The organism is Zooshikella harenae (assembly GCF_018837975.1).
GTDB lineage: Bacteria > Pseudomonadota > Gammaproteobacteria > Pseudomonadales > Zooshikellaceae > Zooshikella > Zooshikella harenae.
Window position 1 is genome coordinate 13923 of sequence record NZ_JAGSOY010000027.1, and the last position, 20835, is coordinate 34757.

17 protein-coding genes are annotated in these 20835 nt (G+C 40.6%); 12 read left to right on the forward strand and 5 right to left on the reverse strand.

What is annotated here, in order from left to right; all coding sequences use genetic code 11:
- Nucleotides 1–521 precede the first annotated feature (521 nt).
- Nucleotides 522–812, forward strand: a complete 291-nt coding sequence (locus KCG35_RS12655) for a MarR family winged helix-turn-helix transcriptional regulator (protein ID WP_215820069.1) — start codon at nt 522–524, stop codon at nt 810–812.
- A gap of 469 nt (nt 813–1281) precedes the next feature.
- Here the strand turns inward: KCG35_RS12655 and KCG35_RS12660 are convergent, their stop codons facing one another.
- Complete coding sequence (locus KCG35_RS12660) at nt 1282–2241, reverse strand: RsmB/NOP family class I SAM-dependent RNA methyltransferase (RefSeq protein ID WP_215820070.1); 960 nt, start codon at nt 2239–2241, stop codon at nt 1282–1284.
- A 301-nt stretch (nt 2242–2542) separates the two neighbouring features.
- On the opposite strand from KCG35_RS12660, the gene KCG35_RS12665 reads away from it, so the two are divergent.
- The 4 genes from KCG35_RS12665 (at nt 2543) to KCG35_RS12680 (ending at nt 7568) form a co-directional block, all read left to right on the forward strand.
- The gene (locus KCG35_RS12665; RefSeq protein WP_215820071.1) at nt 2543–3448 is read left to right on the forward strand and encodes an SdiA-regulated domain-containing protein; all 906 of its coding nucleotides are present in this window, start codon (nt 2543–2545) and stop codon (nt 3446–3448) included.
- 93 nt (nt 3449–3541) lie between these two features.
- Nucleotides 3542–4951, forward strand: a complete 1410-nt coding sequence (locus KCG35_RS12670; RefSeq protein WP_215820072.1) for a carotenoid oxygenase family protein — start codon at nt 3542–3544, stop codon at nt 4949–4951.
- 148 nt (nt 4952–5099) lie between these two features.
- Complete coding sequence (gene murI, locus KCG35_RS12675; protein ID WP_215820073.1) at nt 5100–5963, forward strand: glutamate racemase; 864 nt, start codon at nt 5100–5102, stop codon at nt 5961–5963.
- Between the two features lie 105 nt (nt 5964–6068).
- Nucleotides 6069–7568, forward strand: coding sequence for an aldehyde dehydrogenase (locus KCG35_RS12680; RefSeq protein ID WP_215820074.1), 1500 nt, complete (start codon nt 6069–6071; stop codon nt 7566–7568).
- Between the two features lie 15 nt (nt 7569–7583).
- Here the strand turns inward: KCG35_RS12680 and KCG35_RS12685 are convergent, their stop codons facing one another.
- From KCG35_RS12685 to alr, 3 genes are all read right to left on the reverse strand, one after another.
- Complete coding sequence (locus KCG35_RS12685; RefSeq protein ID WP_215820075.1) at nt 7584–8264, reverse strand: TIGR00153 family protein; 681 nt, start codon at nt 8262–8264, stop codon at nt 7584–7586.
- A gap of 142 nt (nt 8265–8406) precedes the next feature.
- The gene (locus KCG35_RS12690) at nt 8407–9771 is read right to left on the reverse strand and encodes an NAD-dependent succinate-semialdehyde dehydrogenase (RefSeq protein ID WP_215820076.1); all 1365 of its coding nucleotides are present in this window, start codon (nt 9769–9771) and stop codon (nt 8407–8409) included.
- A 229-nt stretch (nt 9772–10000) separates the two neighbouring features.
- Nucleotides 10001–11101 carry an alanine racemase gene (gene alr / locus KCG35_RS12695; protein WP_215820077.1) on the reverse strand — a complete coding sequence of 367 codons (1101 nt, stop codon included), beginning with the start codon at nt 11099–11101 and terminating at the stop codon, nt 10001–10003.
- A 282-nt stretch (nt 11102–11383) separates the two neighbouring features.
- Between alr and lrp the strand changes: the two genes are divergently transcribed.
- Nucleotides 11384–11875 (forward strand): leucine-responsive transcriptional regulator Lrp, encoded by a 492-nt coding sequence (gene lrp / locus KCG35_RS12700; protein WP_215820078.1) that lies wholly within the window; start codon nt 11384–11386, stop codon nt 11873–11875.
- Between the two features lie 95 nt (nt 11876–11970).
- Here lrp and KCG35_RS12705 read toward each other — a convergent pair whose 3' ends face one another.
- Entirely contained in the window at nt 11971–12303 is a 333-nt protein-coding gene (locus tag KCG35_RS12705) for a PilZ domain-containing protein (protein WP_215820079.1), read from the reverse strand.
- A 473-nt stretch (nt 12304–12776) separates the two neighbouring features.
- Between KCG35_RS12705 and pdhA the strand changes: the two genes are divergently transcribed.
- The 6 genes from pdhA (at nt 12777) to KCG35_RS12735 (ending at nt 20828) form a co-directional block, all read left to right on the forward strand.
- Entirely contained in the window at nt 12777–13871 is a 1095-nt protein-coding gene (gene pdhA / locus KCG35_RS12710; RefSeq protein ID WP_215820080.1) for a pyruvate dehydrogenase (acetyl-transferring) E1 component subunit alpha, read from the forward strand.
- A gap of 2 nt (nt 13872–13873) precedes the next feature.
- Entirely contained in the window at nt 13874–14863 is a 990-nt protein-coding gene (locus KCG35_RS12715) for an alpha-ketoacid dehydrogenase subunit beta (protein WP_215820081.1), read from the forward strand.
- Nucleotides 14860–15963: a dihydrolipoamide acetyltransferase family protein gene (locus KCG35_RS12720; RefSeq protein ID WP_215820082.1), complete on the forward strand. Its 1104-nt coding sequence runs from the start codon at nt 14860–14862 to the stop codon at nt 15961–15963. The genes KCG35_RS12715 and KCG35_RS12720 overlap by 4 nt, the downstream gene beginning before the upstream one ends.
- A 114-nt stretch (nt 15964–16077) precedes the next feature.
- A complete protein-coding gene (locus tag KCG35_RS12725; RefSeq protein WP_215820083.1) occupies nt 16078–18000 on the forward strand; it encodes a PrkA family serine protein kinase in 1923 nt (640 codons plus the stop codon).
- 24 nt (nt 18001–18024) lie between these two features.
- On the forward strand, nt 18025–19299 hold the full coding sequence (locus KCG35_RS12730) for a YeaH/YhbH family protein (protein WP_215820084.1): 1275 nt from the start codon (nt 18025–18027) through the stop codon (nt 19297–19299).
- Complete coding sequence (locus KCG35_RS12735) at nt 19296–20828, forward strand: SpoVR family protein (protein WP_215820085.1); 1533 nt, start codon at nt 19296–19298, stop codon at nt 20826–20828. Before KCG35_RS12730 ends, KCG35_RS12735 begins: the two co-directional genes overlap by 4 nt.
- The last annotated feature ends 7 nt before the right edge of the window (nt 20829–20835 follow it).

The following is a 20835-nucleotide window of genomic DNA, read 5'->3' on the forward strand; positions in this document are numbered from 1 at the left end:
CTTTATGAAGCTATACGTAAACTGATTTCTAATAAATAATTTGATATATAACTAACTTATTGATATAAAAGCAAAAGATTTGATCAAATATTATTGCGCAACTAAACATGTAGCACGAACTTGGGGTGAAGATAGCTAATTATAGATTGGGTCCACTAGCCGTTTTAACTGGTGAATAAAACAAGAAAAGATCAGATTTTGCTATATAGTTAGGTATTATCTATTTCAATAGGGCCTTAAACCTTGGTAGAAAGTGAGCTTAGAGCCTAGCTATTTTCATTAACGCTGTATAAATACTGCGCTTAGCAACGGTATCTACAAAAATTAACAATTGTTTTCATATTTTTAATCTGAAGTACATTTAACACATTGCAAAAATATACATACTAGACCTTGTCATTAGACTATAATAATTATGTTATTGCTACTGGCATGGACTGTTGTACGTCTAAACCGCGTACATTTCTCCAACGAAGCATTACCTAGTAATACAACATTGACCAATTAGCTGATAGACCACTATGAACACTAAAAAGTTGATTAATCTGTCCAGTCAGTACCCACGGCTTACCGTGCGTACGTTAGCGACACTCATGGCTATCGGAGAAAATGAAGGTTGCTCCGTGTCAGAGCTATCGCACTACATGGGTGTCAATGAAAAAAATGTTGCCACCACAATAAGGCGTTTAGAAGAAGGTCGCGCTGGTAATCCGGGTGATAAGTTAATTCGGGTTAAACAGTATCCTGATGATAAGCGCTATAAGTTAATTCATTTAACTGCAAAAGCGAGACGAATTTTAGCTAAACTTTAATAGCTAATAATGCAGGTGATGTAGATCTCCTGCATTTTTTCGTCTATAAGTATTCATGGTATTTATTTTAACTTGTTACTAATATTAATTAAGTTGATTTTGCTTATATTGTTGACTATTTAGTTACTAATAATTTCAAAGGCTACTTTGGTTAGGTTGACTTTCTTTCTTGCTCCATTAGTAGTGCTTTTCTCTCCACTGTTTTCTATCTTACAAAGCCATTGTGAAAAAATAACGGCACTTGAGGTTTTATTCTTCGCGATACATATTTATTGTAAAGGAAGTAAACGTTATCTACTTTGCTTATGAGAGATATTCTAAGTGTGGGTGGTGTGTTTCCTGAAATAAATTACAAGTGTTATATATTATAAGTGAGGGTTATTTTACTTGGGAAAGGAGCTGCCAATGAGCCAAACAATAGTTGCTTGACTCATTTACCATTCGCATTATATCTAGCGTAGCGCTGAAGTTAACAAGAGGCGTGCTTTCTTAGCTTACAAATGAAGAAGCCATCCATGATGTTGGTAGGTAGAATTCTTCGACTTTGCGTTAAAGCATCAGCATATGTCTTATTCTGCCAATGGGTTATGCCGGCCATGGTATTGGAAAAAGGTAGCTCGATAGGCTCAAGACTGACACATGAGCTGTATTTTTTGAGGAGATGATTCACTACATGTTCATTTTCTTCAGGGGAAAATGAACATGTGCAATAAATCATGAGCCCACCCACTTTTAAACTTGTAAGGGCTGATTGTAGTAAGCGTTTTTGCTTTCGAGCGACCTCCGAAACTTTTCGAGTCGACCAATGCTCCCAGCTAGAAGAGTCGAGTAGTGAAAACCGGGCTTCAGATGAGCAAGGAGCATCCAGCAATACACGATCAAACATTTCAGGACACTTATTGCCAACAGAGCGCCCATCAGTCAAATAGGTTTTCACCATACTGGTACCTTGTTGATCCAGATTTGCTTTAAGCTTAAAAAAGCGATTTTTGACAGCTTCCACTGCAGATAGTCGACCTTGGTTGTTCATCATCGCAGCTATTTGTAGTGTCTTCCCGCCAGGCGCAGCCGCCAGATCCAGTACAGTCTCCCCAGGCTGAGCTGCTAAAAGAAATGGGGCAACCATACTGGATAGATTTTGAATATAAATACGTCCTTGGTAGAAAGCATCTGTTTCGGTGAGTGCTCTTCGCTGATCAGGTGGTATATGGAATGCAGTCGGTAGCCAGGAGACGGGGGTGAGATTGAACTGCGCAGAGCGGAGTTCATCTGTTGTATCCTGAATACTTCCTTTTAGTGTGTTGATACGAAAAGTGGTGGGTTTGTCCACACTAAAACTATTCAGCACTTGCTCGAGTTGCGTTTCGTCTAATAGCAAGGAAAGCTTTTCCAAAAAGGCTGGAGGTAACTCTGTGATAGGGCTAAGCATTGAATATCCAGTCTGTCAAAAGTGAATCAATCACAGCCTCAGTTAATTGCGTTAGCAAATAGCTCTTCCTTCTTTCTTTTCGCGTCTGAAAGTTTGCAAATGAATGAAGATAGAGCTGGTTAACACTAATGAGACTGCAAAGTGCTCAAGAGTGGAATTATCTGATTAGCTCAATCTCTAAGCAAGCATAGTGAATTGCTACCAAGTTTTCTTTTGAAGTAATACTAAAGTGATGTTTGCAATGAAACATATACCCATCGCTGATAGTAAAGTTGTCGGTTGTCAGCAGGAATAAGACATTATGCGGTTGTTTAAGCGAAGTATCATTATTCTATTAGCGCTGTTTTTATGCTGGACTGGAGAGTATGTATTTGGCTGGGGATCAAGACTGCAGTCAATTATGTTATTGCTAACTACATCAGAACAGGAGCAACAACAAAGCATATGGTTACCCCGTTATAGTGCTGATATAGAAGCATTAGCTTTAAGTGGTGTGGATAAGAATGTTTCAGGCATCACTTACTCGTCAAAACGAGACAGTTTATTTGTCATTGTTAATCAGCCGCCAACAGTTCTTGAGGTGGATAAGCAGGGTGGGATTGTCAGAAAGATATCACTTGAAGGTTTTCATGATACAGAAGCGATAGCCTATATTGGTGATGATCAGTTTGCGATTGCAGAAGAGCGTGAGCAGCGTATTACCTTAGTTGAGATTACTAACGACACTGACAAAATTAAACGAGACAGTCAGCCACAAATACAACTTGTTTTTGGGCCAAAGACCAATAAAGGTTTTGAGGGGATTGCTGCTGACCAGACTGCAAACCGTATCATCGTAGTCAAGGAGCGATCGCCATTGAGAATATACGAAATCTTCCGTCTCAAACACGAAGAAACAGGTAACTTCAGTTTACGGGTTGAAATGCCAGAAAACTTCCGCTGGTCTTCCTTGTTTATGTCTGACTTATCTGGTCTGCACTTTGACTATAAAACGCGTAATTTGCTTTTGCTCAGCGATGAGTCAAAACGGCTGACTGAAGTGAATGCTTCTGGTGATACTGTTAGCTTGCTGGAGTTACGCCATGGTTATGGTGGGCTGTCCCGTAATATACCTCAAGCTGAGGGGGTAACACTGGATGATGAAGAAAACTTGTACATTGTGAGTGAGCCTAATCTGTTGTACAGGTTTCGTAAAGTTGTACAGTGAACATCAAGCTTGAGGGCGCTATCAGCTTTATATCTCTAGCACTTAATGAAGGATTACCAATTCAAAATACGGCTATGGATGGGGAAATAAAACATGGAACGTTTTACTTTCACTGGGCACGATGATAACCCTTTTCTGCAGGGACCCTATGCGCCAGTTTCTTCTGAATGCGTATTAACCAACTTCAACATAACAGGTCGAATTCCTGACGACTTAGCAGGTGTTTATTTACGCAACGGGCCTAACCCTAAATACAACCCTGCCAATACTTATCACTGGTTTGATGGTGATGGTATGGTGCATGGATTTTGTTTTCAGAATGGAACACTAACCTATAGAAATCGCTGGATAAAGACTAATGGGCTGGTAAAGGAGGAGGAGCAGGGGAGAAGCTTGTTGCCAGGTGTTTTTTCGACGGTTAGCCCAATGGAAACAAAAGATACTGCCAATACCGATATCATTATCTTTAATAAACGTGCCTATGGGCTCTGGTACAGAAGTGGGATGCCTTATGCTTTAGACCCAGTAACACTTGAAACACTGGGAATTGATAGCTTTTCAGACACACTTCATGCCCCCATTTCAGCTCACGCGAAGGTTGATCCTATACACAATGAGTTAAGGGTATTTTGTGTCAGTATGAAACAGCCCTACTTGTCTTATGGAGTGATTAATGAGGAGCATAAAGTGAGGCACTGGACGCCAATTGAGCTGCCAGGTATACGCCTTCCTCATGATATTGCTATTACGACACATTATTCCATTGTTATGGACTTGCCTCTTTACTATGTACACTCACCCAAAGGTTTGCGTAGTTATTTCGATCACTCACTACCCGCAAGGTTTGGCATTCTCCCTCGGTTGGGCAAAGACCAGCATACTCAATGGTTTGAGGCTGAACCTTGTTATATTTACCATGTTATTAATGCATGGGAGCGGGAGTCTAAAATTGAGCTGTTGGTTTGTCGGGTTACAGACCCTGTACCGCCATTAGAAGAAAAGGCCAATGATCCGCTTCATAGCATGATCAACTTTCTTGGTAAAACATTAAAAACGGCACAGTATTACTACTACTGCTTTGATTTAAAGACAGGCTCTGTAGAAGAGCAGCCCCTGGATAGTCGTAATAGTGAATTTCCTGTAATAAATCAATGTTATATGGGGCAACCAAGTCGCTATTCTTATCATGTCTTACTGGACGAAGTGGATCTACCCTTATTTTCAGGTTTGATCAAGTATGACTATAGGGGAGAGCATACTGAGACAGTCATGTGGTCAAAGCCCTATGTAGGAAATGAGCCTGTATTTGCACCAAGAAGTAATGCAAATGGTGAAGATGATGGTTATGTTTTGACCATATTAACAAGTTGTCATCAAGAGCAAAGCAAGCTACTTATCCTTGATGCCAAGAGAATAACTGCACCCCCGTTAGCGACTGTTGATATACCAGCCCATATTCCAATAGGATTTCATGGTTGTTGGGCGGAAATGAGTCAAATTTAGTCAGTATAAGTATGTCAACCCATTGGTATCAGCAATCGCTCACGCTAAAATGCTTGCTTAAAAAATAGCAGGAAGCGCATGAGTGGATATTCCTACGCGTATGTGACTTCAGATATCTAGTTCATCTTTGTTAGGGTCAGATGTATCTGTGGCTAAAGTTGTAATTTTTGATTCAGGTGTTGGCGGACTCAGTATTTTCAGTGAGCTTGTGAGATTAATGCCTGAAGTCTCTGTTGTTTATGCTTCAGATAATGCTGCTTATCCTTATGGGGATAAAAGTGAGCGCTATTTGAAAACCCGGGTAAAAGCGTGTTTGGATACACTTGTCCAATATCATCAGCCTGATATGGTTGTTGTTGCCTGTAATACGGCGAGTACCGTTGTGTTACCCGTACTTCGTGCCCATTTCTCAATACCTGTCGTAGGGGTTGTTCCTGCTATTAAAACGGCGGCACAGGCGACTAAAAATGGTGTTATTGGACTGTTGGCAACGCCTGGTACTGTGACTAGGGCCTACACAGAAGACTTAATTATTCGTTTTGCTAAGCAGTGTGAAGTGATTAAGGTGGGCTCTCGTGTTTTGGTTGATTTAGCAGAAGCTAAGCTACGCAGTCAGGCAGTTGACTTAAATCGCCTCAAACAGGAAATATTACCTTTTGAACAAGCATCTGTTCGCCCTGATACGATTATACTTGGTTGCACACATTTCCCATTGTTAGTGGATGAATTACAGCAGATTGCAGATGTATCAACACAGTGGGTTGATTCAGGGGCAGCCATTGCTCGCCGTGTTAGAACATTACTAGAGCAACAAAAAAAGCTTAGACCAGAACATGCTGGTATCTATCAAGCAATGTTTACGACCAATTCTCCAGCGGTGACTCAATTAAAACCTTACTTGTTTCAACTTGGGTTTAGTGCTTTAAGTATTTTACCCGTAGATGAAGCATTTACAGTTTTTTCTGAGCCAAAAACGGCGAATGTTGTTACTGTTTCCCAAGCAGTAAAGTAATCTTTGCTAACGCCACATTTTTTTCTCTTATAATAAAAATATCCCTATATCGTAGTGATGCGGCTTTATTTCTGGGGTATTTTTTTGAAAGTAAGGAGAGAACTGATGGAGTTAGGCACACAAGTAATATGGGAACAGGCAGCAGAGCAACTCCGCATTCCAAATCAAGCATTCATTGGAGGCGAATTTGTTTCTTCCCAAAGCCAACAAACATTTTCTTGTATAAACCCCGCAAATAACCAGTTATTGACTGAGGTAGCACTATGTGATGTGGCTGATGCACATAAAGCGGTAACCCAGGCATCAACTGTTTTTCAACAAGGAGACTGGTGTCGTCAATCACCACAACAGCGTAAAAAGTGTTTGTTAAAGCTGGCAGACTTAATAGATAAAAATGCTGATACTTTAGCACTACTCGAAACGCTAGATATGGGTAAGCCCATAAAAGATAGTCGGTTGGTTGATATTCCTTCTGCCGCAAATTGTGTTCGTTGGTATGCTGAAGCTATTGATAAAATATATGGTGAAATTGCACCAACGGCAGAAAATCAGTTAGGTCTTATCTCGCGTGAACCTATTGGCGTAGTGACTGCAATAGTTCCTTGGAATTTTCCACTACTAATGGCTTGCTGGAAAATAGCCCCTGCATTAGCGGCTGGTAATAGTATTATTTTAAAACCCTCCGAAAAGTCTCCCCTTACAGCCCTTAAACTAGCTGAATTAGTCGCTGAAGCTGATTTTCCTCCAGGAGTATTTAATGTGCTGCCTGGTTATGGGCATACTGTGGGTAAAGCACTGGCGCTACATCCACATGTTGATGTAGTAGCGTTTACTGGTTCTACTATGGTAGCCAAGCAGCTATTAATTTACGCTGGGCAGTCCAATATGAAAAGAGTGTGGTTGGAAGCGGGTGGCAAAAGTCCAAATATAGTGTTTGCTGACGCGCTAGACTTAACACATGCCGCTGAAGCTGCTGCAAGTGCTATTTGCTTTAATCAAGGGGAAGTATGCACAGCAGGTTCGAGATTATTTGTGGAAAAGTCTATCGCCAGTGAGTTTTTATCATTGGTTAGTGAGGCCATGGATAAGTGGCAGCCAGGAAATCCACTTGATCCTGAAGTAACATTGGGTGCAATTGTTGATGCACAACAACTTAAAAAAATTCAGCAATATATTGAGCTTGGCCAAAAAGAAGGTGCAGAACTCTTACAAGGCGGTCAAAGAGTACGACAGGAGTTGGGTGGTTTTTTTATTCAGCCCGCACTGCTTGGCAATGTTGAAAATAAAATGCGTGTTGCTCAAGACGAAATATTTGGGCCAGTGTTAGCAGCAATAACATTTACAGACAGCAAAGAGGTGATCTGTCAGGCAAATGCTAGCCAATATGGATTAGCGGCAGGAATCTGGACCCGTGATTTAAATAAAGCACATCTTGTTGCAAAACAATTAAGAGCTGGATCGATTTGGATTAACAATTATTTTGGTGGCGATATGACGGCACCTTTTGGTGGATATAAGCAGTCTGGAATAGGGCGAGATAAATCATTACATGCGTTTGATAAATACACTGAAATGAAAACGACGTGGTTTTCATTTCAAGGGTAATAGTTGTTTTAAGGTTTATAGCTTAACTAACATAACTTCTAAGCACATAGCGATATTTCTAGCTGTACGGGCTAACTCGTCTAACCGGTCTATCATTTGATACAGAGTAATGGCATCTAAGGCTGAAAGTTCACTCTCTAAGCTATGAGTCGTACGGCGTGTACTTCTTACTTGAGAGCGAATTTTATCTTCATGCTCTTCCAGTGAGTCAATAATTTTTTGGACAAGCACTGACTCTTTGCCTCGAAAACCAAGCTCTAATAGTTCATCTAATTCAGAAACACTTTGGTGGGTTAGTTTGACTGCTTCAATACATAAATTAAGCAAACTTGTAATTGAAGGTTGTAATGCACTGGGAATATTCACTTGTCTGGCTGTTATTCGGCCGACAATATCATCGGCTGTGTTCGCGGCAGCATCCTGTTGATAAATAAGGTTAAACAGAATTTCTCGGGGAACAGGTGTTAAAACGCCAGAGGGTAAACGCGATAAAATTTCTCGTTTTAAGAGATCGGCTTCGTGCTCTAAATTAATCATCTGTTGCTCGAAGTTCTCAGCTTTATCCCAGTCTCTCCCCATCACACTTTTGAAAAATGGCTCCAGTAATTTAACGCAAGACAATACGATGTCCATATGTTGTTGCATAGGACCAAATGGGGACTTGGCAAACAGCTCTGAGATGACACTTTTAATCATTAGGCGCTAATCTCCATAACACGCTTTATTTATGAGATTAGCAGTGATCGAGAGATTTAACTTTAGTTTAAGGTGTTAGTGTTTAACCTGCTGGTTTTAGACAGCTAACACCTACTCTAATGATGCGAGTCTTTAAGTGACGCTATTGAATCCAGATCGTTTTAATATTGGTGAATTCTTGTATGCCATGAGCTCCAAGCTCTCGGCCATAGCCTGAGTTTTTTATGCCGCCGAAGGGTAGAGCACAATGGCTTTTTACAAAACTATTAATAAAACATGACCCTGCTTCTATACGAAAGGCAATCTTTTCAGCTTTATTGATATCTTTACTCCAAATACTTGCACCTAAACCATAATGACTTTGGTTGGCAAACTGGATGGCTTCATCAGCACTTTTTACTCGGATGACACTGGCTACCGGTCCAAATAGTTCTTCCTGAAAGGCACTCATAGTTGGATTGACATTATCAAGCAGGGAAGGGAGATAGAAGTTGCCATCACGATCAGGAATTTTGCAGCCTATAACATCTTTAGCTCCCTCGTCGAGTGCACAGAGTACTTGATTGTGAAGGTCATTTCTTAGATCAGTTCGCGCCAGCGGCGCTAATGTGGTTTGATCATCGCTTGGGTCACCAATCATGAGTTTTTGCATTCTATCGATCAGCCCTTGAATGAAATCATCGGCTACAGAAGGCATGACAAAAAAACGTTTTGCCGCAATACATGTTTGACCTGCGTTCATACAGCGAGATGTCACTGCCGCGTTAACCGCTTGTTTAATATCGGCATCATCACAGACAATGAACGGATCAGAGCCTCCCAGCTCAAGTACTGATTTTTTTAAGTACTGGCCTGCTAGCGAGCCCACACTTCGTCCAGCAAACTCACTTCCTGTTAGGGTTACACCACGTATACGCTGATCTTTAATCAGCTCATTGGCTGTTTTTGAATTAACAAGTAGTGATTGCATGCAGCCATCAGGAAATCCAGCTTCCTGCACAAGTTGCTCAATGGTTTGAGAGCACTGTGGCACATTAGAGGCATGTTTTAACAGAAGTGTATTACCCGCCATTAAGTTTGGCGCTAAGGCTCGAAATACCTGCCAAAAGGGATAGTTCCAGGGCATGATGGCTAATAGAGGGCCTAATGGCTGATAGCAGATATAGCTACGCTTTGCTTCTGTAGCGATTGTTTGAGGCGCTAGGTAACTTTCAGCATGCTCAGCATAGTGCTCGCATACCCAGGCACACTTTTCTACTTCAGCAATCGCTTCATGGTGTAACTTGCCCATTTCTTCAGTAATGATGGCTGCAAGCGTCTTTTTACGGTGTTTCAGTTGTTCACAAAGTGCCCGCATAGGGGTGGCACGTTGGGCTAGGGTTCGTTTTGACCACATATGAAAGGTCTGCTCAGCCAGCTGCAGTTTTGCTTCCAGTTGACTTGGTTGTAGCAGTGAGTAAGTGGCAATGACTTCGTTAGAGAAAGGGTTAATAGTTTGTATGCTCATAAGAATCTTGTTTCTGGTTTATATGGGTGCCCGTCTATGAGGTATATATTACAGATTTGGTTTTTTACGGCGATCTCCATATCGAGCAGTATCTTTTGTATTGGTTAGATACATTTAATGACAAAGGATACGCTTCACTATAGCTTTACATGCTAATTAATGTACCAGCTGAATATTTTTAGAGGTGCCCTTATGTTTTAGTCCTTACTCACTTGTTGTGTATTCAATATTACTTACTTGTTGAGTATCTAATATAGTGGCGTGGGACTCGTTGGGTAATTTTAGTTAATAACTCATAGCTGATTGTATTGGCATATGCTGCGATCTCATTAACGGATAATTGATTGCCCCATAGTTCAACGGTATCGCCAATATTAGCTTGAGGGCAGTTGGTAAGGTCTACAGTGATCATATCCATAGAAACACGCCCGATAATGGGGCAGCGAATACCATTAATAACAACAGGTGCTCCCTCTGCGATATAACGAGGGTAGCCATCGCCATAGCCGATGCTGACAACGCCCATAGGCAAAGACTTACCAACTTGGTATGAAGCACCATAGCCAATGGTTTCACCTTCTGCCAAACTTTTTATAGCAATGACTTCTGCTGTAAGGGTCATGACTGGTTTCAGTACAGAGGCTTGGGGTTGGCTGTGAGCAAAAGGTGATGAACCATACAGCATGATGCCAGGTCGTAACCATTGGTAGTGGCTATCTGGCATAGTCAGTATGGCGGGGGAATTGGCAAGGCTGGCTGGTGGATTACCTAGTGTTTTTATGATTTGAGCGCAACGGTCGAGTTGCTTTTTATTCATAGGATGATCAGGTTCATCAGCACAGGCAAAATGTGATGTACAAATAATGCTTTTAATGTATGGCAGCTGTGTTAGCTCTGTATAAGCTGTAATGAACTGCTCTGGAGAAAATCCTAAACGATGCATACCTGAATCAAGTTTCAGCCATACGGTGAGCATTTTGTCTTGCGGGTGTTTATGTAGAACTTCAATTTGCTGCCGGGAGTGGATCAATGGCTGTAGATTGAAATGACTAATTGCCTCAAGTTCTTCGGCCGAAAAGAAACCTTCGAGCAGGACAATAGGGCTTTTTATATTTGCATGTCGCAGTTGAAGCGCTTCTTCAACGCTGGCGACTGCAAAGCCGTCAGCTTCCGCATCCAGTGCCTTTGCTGATGCAATTGCGCCATGTCCATAAGCATCAGCCTTAATGACTGCAAGCGCTTGGGCGTTAGTGGCTGACATTTGCTTAGCATAAAGATAATTAGCCTGTAAGGCATTGAGATCAATGGTGGCGCGGATTGGGCGAGTCATGCTACTTCACTGTTTTACAGGTTAAAGTCAATACATTAATCCGTTTTGTGTTGAGAGGGAACCCTATGCTAAAGGTTAGTCAATATAAATGTGTCATTATTGCTATCACTCGTTTTAATATATCAAACAAACACCAGGTATTACCCATTGTTGTGAGTATAATAACGCTCAGTAATGAAGTCTTCTGAGCCATTTAATGGAGGGAGACATTATTTAGCCGAGTGAGAATATTAATTGTGGAAGCAAATGTCTCCTTCCCGTTGACTGAAAAGTTTAAATAGAATGCGTAACAAGAAAGAAACAACAAGACAAATCGATCGCATTGATAGAAAAATACTTAAAATTTTACAACAAGATGGTCGTATTTCTTATGTTGATTTGGCTGAACAAGTTGGCTTAAGTACCACACCTTGTATGGAGAGGGTGAAGCGCTTAGAAAGAGAGGGCTTTATTCAAGGGTATGCTGCAAAGGTTAATCCTCAGTTGCTACAAGCAGGGTTGTTGGTTTTTGTTGAGATTAGCCTTTATTCTAAGTCAGCAGATATTTTTGATGAGTTTCGACGAGCGGTAGTCAAACTACCTCATGTTTTGGAATGTCATTTAGTATCTGGAGACTATGACTATTTAATAAAAGCGAGAATTTCAGAAATGGCATCTTATCGGAAATTACTCGGAGATATTTTATTAAAGCTGCCTGGAGTAAGAGAGTCAAAAAGCTATATTGTTATGGAAGAAGTAAAAGAAACTTTAATAATACCTGTTTATGATGCTTAAGTGACAGGAAAGGGTTAAAACGTTCAAAATTAAAAGAGAGGTGATATTAATAAAACCATACAAAATGTATGGGGTAATAGATGTAAGTATTTGGGCTAATGACCATTGATATAACTATCCAGTGTTTCCGAGTTTTGATCATCAATTTGTTCAATATGGAAGCTTGCGCCAAACTTACTGGAAAAATTAGAGTTTTGGCACCATAAACATTCCGCCTTTAGGCAGACTGTATCGTGCGAGAGAGTTGGCTCAGGCATGTGGAGAATCAAGTTTATGGTTTGCTTTGGCTGAAGTTGATGATCGGTCAAAACCATAAAATGATCAATGTTTAAGTCTAGAATTCTACCCAAATACTCTCCAGTATCAGCATTCTCGACGGTGACGGGGTGTCCTTCTCGACGATGTCTTTGGGAGTGCGTTAGAGCCATAAGATGAAAATCCTGTCATTAGTATTATAAAAATAGTTCACCAAAATTTAACTTTAACTTTTTCTTTTCAAAAATCTATCCTTAATCAAACATTCTTTCCAAAAAATAATCTAAAGCATTAAGCGTCTAGTAAAAAATAGCAATATAGAATTAACATTTCTTTATTATTTATTTTATTTATTACGTAAGGAATTAGCCATGGAGATGGTTACAACGTCTCTAGGTATGAGGCTTTAAAGTATATATGTTTCTAGCTTGCTTTATAGATAGTAAGGAGTTACTAAACTTGGTTATTTTAACTGGCGATAAATTTAGTTCTTCTTATGAAGTTAAAATCAAATAATTTTAACGCGGTTATTAACAATTAATATGGTTTGTCCCAATAGCAATTTACCCATTAGTTTATTGGGATGATAGTCGATGGTCAGTTATCCACAGATCGTTGGCTTTTTATATAACAAGAGGGCTGGCTTATGAAGCGAAACCCGGCATGTGCCATTGAATATGTGCAGTACTTGAATGAGAAAGGTGAGTTAACACAGCCAATACCTAAGTGGGCAGAACAGTCTAACCTGCTGCTTCGCTACTATCGTGAAATGGTGATGGCTCGTCATGCAGACCAAAAGGCAATCAGCTTACAACGTACCGGTAAGCTAGGTACTTATCCTTCAATATTGGGCCAGGAAGCCATTAACGTGGTTATTGGTTCTGTGCTTAATAAAGACGATGTCTTTGTGCCCTATTACCGTGATCATACGGCGATGGTTATGCGTGGCATGAAACAGGCCGATGTTTATCGATATTGGGGCGGTGATGAGCGTGGAAGTGCGAACCCTGATGTAGGTAAGGACTTACCTTACTGTGTTCCCATTGCTACACAAGTTTCCCATGCTACAGGTGTTGCTGCAGCAATTAAGATCCGTGGCGAGCAGCGTGCTGTGCTTTGTACTTGTGGCGATGGCGCTACTTCAAAAGGTGATTTTCTCGAAGCCATCAATTTAGCGGGTGTATGGCAGCTACCTGTGGTCTTTCTTATTAATAACAACCAGTGGGCCATATCCGTTCCCCGAACAATTCAATGTGGTGCACCTACACTAGCTCAAAAAGGAATTGGTGCAGGTATTCCAGCTTTGCAAGTGGATGGTAATGATGTCATTGCACTGCATGAGATAGTATCTGAGGCTTTGCAGCGAGCTAGATTACATAAAGGTGCTACAGTCATAGAGGCAATAAGCTATAGACTCGGTGACCATACTACTGCAGATGATGCAACTCGATATAGAACAAATGAAGAGTTAAGAGATGCCTGGCAACGAGAACCAATTAAGCGGCTGCAACATTACCTTCATCAACGAGGGGATTGGGATGAAAGTAAAGAGCAACGTTTGCAGGCTCAAGCCGCTGACCAGGTTCAGCAAGCCGTTGATGAGTATTTACAAACCCCGCAACAGTCCATAAATGATCTTTTTCTTTATCACTATGAAGAACTCCCTGCTGGCTTAGCAGAGCAGCTTAGTGAAGCTGATATGGCAAACCAATTACAAGAAAAAGCAGGGCAGAGGGGTTAGCAATGACTGAGCAGAATCGAATTACGCTGGTAGAAGCTGTAAATCAGGCACTCCACTATGCTATGAGTAAAGATGAAAATGTGGTGGTGTTAGGAGAGGATGTTGCGGTGAATGGAGGCGTATTTCGCGCAACGGTTGGTCTAAGGGAACGTTTTGGTATCAAGCGTGTTATGGATACCCCTTTGGCTGAAGCATTGATTGCAGGCGTAAGTATTGGAATGGCATCGCAAGGATTAAAGCCTGTCGCTGAAATCCAGTTTCTTGGTTTTATCTATGCAGCGATGGAGCAACTGGTATCTCATGCGGCCAGAATGCGTAATCGTACCCGTGGTCGAATAACATGTCCTATGGTTGTGCGTGTACCCTTTGGTGGTGGAATTCATGCGCCAGAGCATCACTCGGAGAGCACAGAGGCATTGTTTGCCCATATTCCTGGTTTAAGGGTGGTGATTCCCTCTTCGCCACGACGAGCTTATGGCTTACTGTTATCTGCAGTAGAAAATCCAGATCCTATAATTTTCATGGAGCCAAAGCGAATATACAGAGCCACTAAGCAAGCTGTGCCTGATGATGGTAAGTCTTTACCTCTAGACACGTGCTTTACCCTGCGGCAGGGAACGGATGTGACCTTAGTGAGCTGGGGGGCTTCTATATTGGAGACTATGCAAGCTGCAAAACGCTTAGCTGAAAGGGATATTTCGGCAGAGGTGATTGATGTTGCCTGTATCAAGCCTTTAGATATCGACACCATTCTTTACTCAGTTAAAAAAACAGGCCGCTGTGTTGTTATTCATGAAGCAGCTAGAAGTTTTGGGGTGGGGGCTGAGATTGTGGCTCAACTGCATGAACAAGCATTTTTTGACTTGTTAGCCCCTGTCAAACGGGTAACAGGTTATGACGTCACAATGCCTTACTACCAAATGGAAAAACATTACATTCCGACTACTGAGCGCATTATTTCTGCTGTTGAACAAAGCATGGAGCAAGCATGAAATTTTTTAAACTACCAGATTTAGGAGAAGGCATTCCTGAAGCTGAGATTGTAACCTGGCATGTTAAGCCTGGTGATACAGTTGAGGAGGATCAGCCACTTGTATCAGTAGAAACAGCAAAAGCTATCGTTGAGGTACCTTCTCCACAGTCGGGACAAATCGCCAAGCTATTTGCCAAAGAAGGGGATGTGGTTCATACCGGGGAGCCTTTGGTTGAATTTGCTAATGTAGAAGAGGATGACACAGGAACCGTTGTTGGCAAAATAGAACAGGCAAGTGACCAAGAAGAGGAAGAACAGTTTTATATTGGGGCACCACCAGAGTCCCGATCTGAGCAAACACCAAGAGCTGCACCAGCCATCCGTGCACTTGCCAAAAAAATGGGGGTGGATTTACGTCAAGTAACTGGCACGGGACCTAATCAACAAATCCTGACCGCTGATGTTGAAGCGGCGGCAGCTTCGACTGCAATTGGTGGCGAGCCTGTTCGAGGCGTAAGGCGGCAGATGGCTATTAATATGGCCAAAGCTGATCAGGAAGTAGTACCTGTCACTATTTTTGACGACGCTGACATCGAACATTGGCAAGAAAAGGAAGATATCACTATTCGCTTGGTTTTTGCGATTGGTCATGCATGTGAGGCTGAACCAGGCTTGAATGTTTGGTTTGATGGGGCACGGATGACACGATTACTGCATAAGCATATTGATTTAGGGGTAGCGGTAGATACTGAAAAAGGGCTTTTTGTACCTGTGTTAAGGAATATTACAGGTCGAAGCCGAGAGGACTTACGAGAAGGACTAAATAGATTACGTGCTGATGTGAAAGCGAGAACAATCCCTCCATCAGAGCTACAAGGTGCTACACTAACTCTTAGCAACTTTGGCACCATTGCAGGACGATATGCAAGTCCAATAGTTGTTCCCCCAACCGTGTGTATTTTGGGAACAGGTAAAATTCGGCGTGAGCCTGTTGTTGTAGCCGATCAAGTTAGTATTCATAAAATTATACCCCTTTCCTTAACATTCGATCACCGCGCAGTTACCGGGGGAGAGGCGGCGCGATTTCTGCATGCAATAAAAATGCATCTTGAGTCCTGAAAAATCGAAAAACATATATACTTAATTTAAGAACAACATTTCCTTAAAAAACTAGTCTAACGGGTTGAGAAGCTAGGTCATTTCTAATCAGTAGGGTTTCAGTGGGTGAGTGCAATGGATATTTTTGATACTGTAAAAAGCAGGTATATCAATACCCAGCAGGAAGAGATCTCATTACATGAATATCTCGAACTATGTAAAAAAGATCCTATGGCGTATGCAAATGCTGCCGAACGTATGTTAAATGCAATTGGTGAGCCTGAATTAGTTGATACGTCATTTGATTCACGCTTGAGTCGAATTTTTTCTAATAAGTTAATAAAAAAATACCCCGCCTTTAGAGAGTTTTATGGCATGGAAGAATCTATTGAGCAAATAGTTTCTTACTTTAAACATGCAGCACAAGGCTTAGAAGAGAAGAAACAGATTTTATATCTATTAGGTCCGGTAGGTGGTGGTAAGTCATCACTTGCAGAAAAACTCAAACGTTTAATGGAAAAAGTACCTTTTTATGCCATAAAAGGTTCTCCTGTTTTTGAATCACCTTTGGGATTATTTAATCCTGATGAAGATGGACAAATATTAGAAGAAGAATATGGTATTCCAAAGCGTTATATTAAAGGCATCATGTCTCCATGGGCTGTTAAACGTTTGAAAGAATATGGGGGAGATATTTCTAAATTTAGAGTAATACGGCTTTACCCTTCTCTTGCTCACCAAATTGCGATCGCAAAAACAGAACCTGGTGATGAAAACAACCAAGACATTTCTAGTCTTGTTGGTAAAGTTGATATACGACAGTTAGAAGAATACGCACAAAATGATCCTGACGCCTATAGTTTCTCGGGTGGATTATGTCGATCTAATCAAGGTCTGTTAGAGTTTGTGGAAATGTTTAAAGCACCTATAAAAGTGCTTCACCCATTACTCACTGCAACCCAAGAGGGAAATTACAATAGTACAGAAGGTATGGGTAGTATTCCTTTTGAAGGAGTTATCCTTGCTCACTCAAATGAATCAGAATGGCAGAGCTTTAAAAATAACAAGACGAATGAGGCATTTATTGACCGGGTGTACATTGTTAAAGTGCCTTATTGTTTGCGTGTTACTGAAGAAATCAAGATTTACGAAAAATTATTATTACACAGTTCACTTCGTGAAGCACCTTGTGCGCCTGATACGCTAAGGATGTTGGCTCAGTTTTCAGTACTTTCCCGTTTAAAAGAGCCAGAAAATTCCAATATTTTTTCAAAAATGCGTGTTTATGATGGACAAAACCTAAAAGACACAGACCCTAATGCAAAGTCACTGCAAGAGTATAAAGATTCAGCGGGCGTTGATGAGGGTATGGAAGGCCTATCAACACGTTTTGCATTTAAAATTCTGTCAAAAGTCTTCAACTTTGACCCCAGTGAAATTGCAGCGAACCCTGTACATTTGCTGTATGTTTTAGAGCAGCAAATTGAACAACAGCAATATCCGCCAGAAGTGCATGAACGCTATTTACGCTTTATTAAAGAGTTCCTTGCACCTAAGTATATTGATTTCTTAAGTAAAGAAATTCAGACAGCGTACCTCGAGTCTTATAGTGAGTACGGTCAAAATATCTTCGACCGTTATGTGACTTATGCTGATTTCTGGATTCAGGACCAAGAGTATCGTGATCCTGAAACAGGAGATATCTTAGATAGGGCTGCGATCAATGATGAATTAGAGAAAATTGAGAAACCAGCTAGTATTGCAAATCCAAAAGATTTCCGGAATGAAATCGTTAACTTTGTACTTCGTGCTAGAGCAAATAACAAAGGTAAAAATCCTTCGTGGCTTAGCTATGAAAAAATGCGTACTGTTATTGAGAAAAAGATGTTCTCAAATACAGAAGATTTATTACCTGTTATTTCTTTCAATGCGAAAGCATCAAATGATGATCAACGGAAACATGGTGAGTTCGTTAAACGGATGATTGAGCGTGGTTATACTGAGAAGCAAGTAAGGCTACTGTGTGAATGGTATATCCGCGTAAGGAAATCACAATAAAATTAGACCATTACGGGTGCCACCATGACTCATATTATTGACAGACGTTTAAATGGTAAAAATAAAAGTACGGTAAACCGACAACGCTTTCTAAGGCGTTACAAAAAGCATATCAAACGTGCAGTAGCTGATGCTGTTAACAAACGCAGTATTACTGATATTGAAAGCGGTAGCCAGATTACCATTCCGAATAAAGATCTGTCAGAGCCAAACTTTCAACATGGTCGTGGTGGTTTTAATAATATTGTTCATCCTGGCAATAAAGAATTTATTAGGGGTGACAAGATTAGACGTCCGGAAGCTGGCGCTGGTCAAGGTCCAGGAAGCGGTAAAGCGAGTAATCAAGGTGAAGGTATGGATGAATTCACCTTTCAGATCAATCATGAAGAATTTCTTGAATATATGTTCGAAGACCTCGAACTACCCAATTTAGTCAAGAAACAATTAAAAGAAACGATTGCATACAAATTCAGACTTGCAGGTTTTTCAAGTAAGGGTACACCAGAAAAGTTAAATATTATTCGTTCTTTGCGTAGTGCCCACGCAAGGCGGATAGCGCTCAGTGGTTCCGAGCGGAGAGAAATTAGGCAGTTAAAGCGTGAACTGAGAGAAATGGAAGTAAGCCCAGAGGAAGCAGATCAAGAGCGTGTTGAGTTTTTACGAGATCGAATTAAAGAGCTTAATGCAAAGCTGAAACGTTTGCCTTTTATTGATGAATTTGATTTGAAGTATAATAACTTCATTAAAACACCAGTACCTAGCACTAAAGCCGTTATGTTTTGTGTAATGGATGTTTCTGGATCAATGACGCAGGAAATAAAAGATATCGCTAAACGCTTTTTTATATTGTTGTATTTATTTTTGTGCAGAACATACAAAGAAATTGAAGTGGTATTTATACGACATCATACATCCGCAAAAGAAGTTGATGAGAATGACTTTTTTTACTCAAGAGAAACGGGCGGTACCATTGTTTCCAGTGCACTGGAATTATCAAGAGATATCATTAGAGAACGTTATTCTCCTGCACAATGGAATATTTATATTGCCCAAGCCTCTGATGGTGATAATTGGGAGGGTGATTCAAGTATATGTAGTAACATTCTCGTTAATGGAATTATGCCTCTGGTACAGTATTTCGCCTATGTAGAAATAACTGACAGACATCACCAAAATTTATGGCGAGAGTATGAAGCAGTTTATGAAGCCTTTCACGAAACGTTTGCTATGCAGCAAATTAAGACGGTAAGTGATATTTATCCCGTTTTCCGTCGATTATTTGAAAGGAAGGAAGCATGAAAAAAAAGCAGCCTATTTCTACGGGGTCAGAGTGGACGTTTGAACAAGTTGAGCGGTATGACAAAGAAATTGGCAGGGTTGCTGAGCACTATGGTTTGGACACTTACCCAAATCAAATTGAGATCATTAGCTCTGAGCAAATGATGGATGCTTATGCTTCAACAGGCATGCCACTCATGTACTCGCACTGGACATTTGGTAAGCATTTTTTACATACCCTACAAAATTATCGTCGCGGTCATATGGGGCTGGCTTATGAGATAGTCATAAATTCAAGTCCATGTATTGCCTATTTAATGGAAGAGAATACTATGACTATGCAAGCATTGGTTATTGCCCATGCCTGTTATGGTCACAACTCATTTTTTAAGGGTAACTATTTATTTAAAACCTGGACCGATGCAACATCAATCGTTGACTATCTGCTTTTCGCAAAAAATTATATAGCTCAATGTGAGGAAAAATACGGTATAGATGCAGTAGAGGATCTATTAGATTCATGTCATGCGTTGATGAATTATGGGGTTAATCGCTATAAAAGGCCTGCTCCAATTTCAACAGAAGAAGAAAAAGCACGACAAATTGAACGTGAAGAATATCGTCAAAGACAAATTAATGAGTTATGGAATACGATTCCCAAGAATTTAGATAAAGATAAAGATATTGAAGAAAAGAAATTTCCAGAAGATCCTGAAGAAAATATTTTGTATTTTTTCGAAAAAAATGCACCTTTGTTGGAAACGTGGCAGCGGGAAATGATCCGTATTGTGCGTAAAATTGCACAGTATTTTTATCCTCAGCGACAAACACAAGTAATGAATGAAGGATGGGCATGTTTTTGGCATTATACGTTACTCAATCATCTTTATGATGAAGGTCTAGTAACAGATGGTTTTATCATGGAGATGCTGCATTCTCATTCTAATGTTGTCTTCCAGCCAGCTTTCGATGATCCACGTTATAGCGGTATTAACCCATATACACTGGGCTTCAATATGATGATGGATATAAAGCGTATTTGTGTAGATCCAACTGAAGAAGATAAGCGTTGGTTTCCAGATATTGCTGGGTCAAGTTGGTTAGAAACATTGAAGTTTGCCATGGAAAACTTCAAAGACGAAAGTTTTATTTTGCAGTTTTTATCACCGAAAATTATGCGTGATTTAAAGTTATTTTCCATTACTGATGATGAGAATCTACCTTACCTTGAAGTTTCAGCTATTCACGATGATGAGGGATATCGTTTAGTTCGTGAAGCTTTGGCATCGCAGTATAATATTGGTAATCGCGAACCCAATATCCAGGTTTACAATGTGAATGTGAGAGGTGACCGCTCTTTAACGTTAAGGCATTATCAGCATGATCATCGTCCTCTAGGAAAAACAACCGCTGAAATGCTGAAACATGTACATAATTTGTGGGGTTTCGATGTTCATTTAGAATCAATTCGAGATGACAAAGTACACAGCAGCTTCCACTGTCCCCCAAAAGAAGCTGAAGAAGAGCGTAGCTTAATTGAGCTTACTTAGCTGATGT

What these genes read in the sequence shown, in the direction of transcription:
- KCG35_RS12655 (WP_215820069.1), top strand. Translation starts at nt 522, where the DNA reads ATGAACACTAAAAAGTTGATTAATCTGTCCAGTCAGTACCCACGGCTT.
- KCG35_RS12660 (WP_215820070.1), bottom strand. Translation starts at nt 2,241, where the DNA reads ATGCTTAGCCCTATCACAGAGTTACCTCCAGCCTTTTTGGAAAAGCTT.
- KCG35_RS12665 (WP_215820071.1), top strand. Translation starts at nt 2,543, where the DNA reads ATGCGGTTGTTTAAGCGAAGTATCATTATTCTATTAGCGCTGTTTTTA.
- KCG35_RS12670 (WP_215820072.1), top strand. Translation starts at nt 3,542, where the DNA reads ATGGAACGTTTTACTTTCACTGGGCACGATGATAACCCTTTTCTGCAG.
- KCG35_RS12680 (WP_215820074.1), top strand. Translation starts at nt 6,069, where the DNA reads ATGGAGTTAGGCACACAAGTAATATGGGAACAGGCAGCAGAGCAACTC.
- KCG35_RS12685 (WP_215820075.1), bottom strand. Translation starts at nt 8,264, where the DNA reads ATGATTAAAAGTGTCATCTCAGAGCTGTTTGCCAAGTCCCCATTTGGT.
- KCG35_RS12690 (WP_215820076.1), bottom strand. Translation starts at nt 9,771, where the DNA reads ATGAGCATACAAACTATTAACCCTTTCTCTAACGAAGTCATTGCCACT.
- alr (WP_215820077.1), bottom strand. Translation starts at nt 11,101, where the DNA reads ATGACTCGCCCAATCCGCGCCACCATTGATCTCAATGCCTTACAGGCT.
- lrp (WP_215820078.1), top strand. Translation starts at nt 11,384, where the DNA reads ATGCGTAACAAGAAAGAAACAACAAGACAAATCGATCGCATTGATAGA.
- KCG35_RS12705 (WP_215820079.1), bottom strand. Translation starts at nt 12,303, where the DNA reads ATGGCTCTAACGCACTCCCAAAGACATCGTCGAGAAGGACACCCCGTC.
- pdhA (WP_215820080.1), top strand. Translation starts at nt 12,777, where the DNA reads ATGAAGCGAAACCCGGCATGTGCCATTGAATATGTGCAGTACTTGAAT.
- KCG35_RS12715 (WP_215820081.1), top strand. Translation starts at nt 13,874, where the DNA reads ATGACTGAGCAGAATCGAATTACGCTGGTAGAAGCTGTAAATCAGGCA.
- KCG35_RS12720 (WP_215820082.1), top strand. Translation starts at nt 14,860, where the DNA reads ATGAAATTTTTTAAACTACCAGATTTAGGAGAAGGCATTCCTGAAGCT.
- KCG35_RS12725 (WP_215820083.1), top strand. Translation starts at nt 16,078, where the DNA reads ATGGATATTTTTGATACTGTAAAAAGCAGGTATATCAATACCCAGCAG.
- KCG35_RS12730 (WP_215820084.1), top strand. Translation starts at nt 18,025, where the DNA reads ATGACTCATATTATTGACAGACGTTTAAATGGTAAAAATAAAAGTACG.
- KCG35_RS12735 (WP_215820085.1), top strand. Translation starts at nt 19,296, where the DNA reads ATGAAAAAAAAGCAGCCTATTTCTACGGGGTCAGAGTGGACGTTTGAA.